This is a genomic window from Clostridia bacterium (genome assembly GCA_036562685.1).
Lineage (GTDB): Bacteria > Bacillota > Clostridia > Christensenellales > DUVY01 > DUVY01.
In genome coordinates this window covers 1-1994 of the sequence record DATCJR010000192.1, presented here as the reverse complement: position 1 = coordinate 1994, position 1994 = coordinate 1, and the positions used below count along the sequence as shown (strand labels likewise).

At 32.5% G+C, this 1994-nt stretch carries 2 protein-coding genes; one reads left to right on the top strand and one right to left on the bottom strand.

Going from position 1 to position 1994, the window contains the following annotated elements:
• Positions 1-347 precede the first annotated feature (347 nt).
• The gene (locus VIL26_08525; protein ID HEY8390970.1) at positions 348-986 is read left to right on the top strand and encodes a hypothetical protein; all 639 of its coding nucleotides are present in this window, start codon (positions 348-350) and stop codon (positions 984-986) included.
• Positions 987-990: 4 nt separating this feature from the next.
• Here the strand turns inward: VIL26_08525 and VIL26_08520 are convergent, their stop codons facing one another.
• Complete coding sequence (locus tag VIL26_08520) at positions 991-1689, bottom strand: metallophosphoesterase (GenBank protein ID HEY8390969.1); 699 nt, start codon at positions 1687-1689, stop codon at positions 991-993.
• Positions 1690-1994: the final 305 nt, after the last annotated feature.

The following is a 1994-nucleotide window of genomic DNA, read 5'->3' as shown; positions in this document are numbered from 1 at the left end:
GGTAATCGTTGCGGAGGTTGCCGAATGGAACAATCAATGGCGGCTATTGCAAAACTCAAAGAAAAAGGAATTATAGAATGCGAGTCCTGCCGAAGAATTATATATATTGAAGATTAAATATTTATAAAGATAAATAGTTAAGGGAACAAAAAATGTTCCCTTTTTTATTTTATTTTATATTATTTAAAATAACTTATTAGCTGCATTAGAATTAAAGACCTAATCGATATTATTTTTAATAATAAAAAATCTCTTTGGATTCCAAAGAGATTTTTTTATTGAGTTTTGTTCAAATAATAGGTTTTGTTGAATATATTATCTTATAAGATTGATTTACGGAGGATTATATGTCGTTTTTCAATTGCAATAAAAGTGATTTTACACCTGGAGCTATATCAGGAAATCCGTTGCATGGATTGTGCGAAAAGGTATGCATTCAAGTAAAAAAAGTCTTTGATGCTTGCATTCAGCAGGTTCAACAGGACGATCTTACTATTACTTTGAATAATTTTATGCCAGCAAATCCAGCTTTTCCGTTAACATTTGTAAGCGCTAGGTCAATTACTACACGCGGCATAGTAAACAATCTTACCGTAACAAGACTTGCAGAACGCCCCAGATTTGCAAGAGTTCGTGCCCTTGTTAATATTCCTATGGAAGTTATATATGTTGACGCCAACAATGTCGAAGGGAGAGCAGATGCAATAATCGGAATAACTGTCGATGTAATCTTGGCTGTACCTAATCAATCAATAATACCATATGAAGTAGAAGCAGTAGTTTCTGCAATTTGTCCTGAAGGAACGCCTGTTAATAATTTTCAAATGGATGTTACTGCTTGTATTACGATAATTATAAAAATAACCATAGAAGCAGAGCTTTTGGTCCCGTCATATGGTTATTGTCGCATACCAGAATGTGAAGAATTTACAGAAAATATTTGCAGTTCCTTCTTCGAGCTTCCGCTGTATCCTCAATCAGAGTAAAATTTCAAAAAATTTGCTGAGGAATGTTGTTTAGTTTGTCGCATGAGGTCAAATAATAAGGAGTATTATTGATTAATAGTTTCAAATTTGTTTTGCCGCCTTTGCCATGAAGATGCCCATAAACCACACAGTCAACATTATATTGATTGATTGTTTCGGTAAAACCAGAAGGTGATCTTGTTGCGTTAAAAGGTGGATAATGCATCATCAAGATCACTTTATCGTTTTCAGTGCGTATTTTTTCTGATGCTTTTAGCGTGAGTTTTAGTCGTTCTATTTCGCGTAAATATATTTTTTTGTCTTGTTCGCTTTGAACTTCATTATTTTCAGGTACAGTCCATCCTCTTGTCCCGCAAATAATATAATTTTCCAATCTGATACAATCATTTTGAACAGCAAAGACATTTTTAGGCAAAACTGCTCTCATGCTGGATATTGATTTCCACCAATAGTCATGGTTGCCTCTTATCATGACTTTTTTACCTGGCAATTGCGCCAAAAAGTCTAGATCAGGCAATGCGTTTGAAAGCGTCATAGCCCAGCTGATATCGCCTGCAATCAAAACAATATCATCATCAGAAATCATAGATTTCCAGTTGTTTGTCAAAATTTCAATATAGTTATCCCATGTGCCACCAAAAATATCCATGGGTTTAGGGTTGTTAATAGATAAATGTAAATCACTTATGGCAAAAACTTTCATAATCAAAATTATATCATATAGAGTAGCGTTTATGTGCATCAAATTCAGGGAATAAATGATTTATTAATAACACTAAAAACATTGGTAATATGATGAAATAAACCATAGTTATATCTTAGCAATAGGTATAAGATGTTTTTATGCGGTTAATGCAAGATTATGTTTTTTTATAGCGAATGGAGATAAGTGGTCAAAATTTTTAATAGAAGATGAAATTTTGAAGTAAAATGGTTGTTTTTTAAAAAAATAAGGTAAAAAGTCCTAAAAAAAATATAAAAAGGGTTGCAAGTGGTCAAAATGTATGA

What these genes read in the sequence shown, in the direction of transcription:
- VIL26_08525 (HEY8390970.1), top strand. Translation starts at nt 348, where the DNA reads ATGTCGTTTTTCAATTGCAATAAAAGTGATTTTACACCTGGAGCTATA.
- VIL26_08520 (HEY8390969.1), bottom strand. Translation starts at nt 1,689, where the DNA reads ATGAAAGTTTTTGCCATAAGTGATTTACATTTATCTATTAACAACCCT.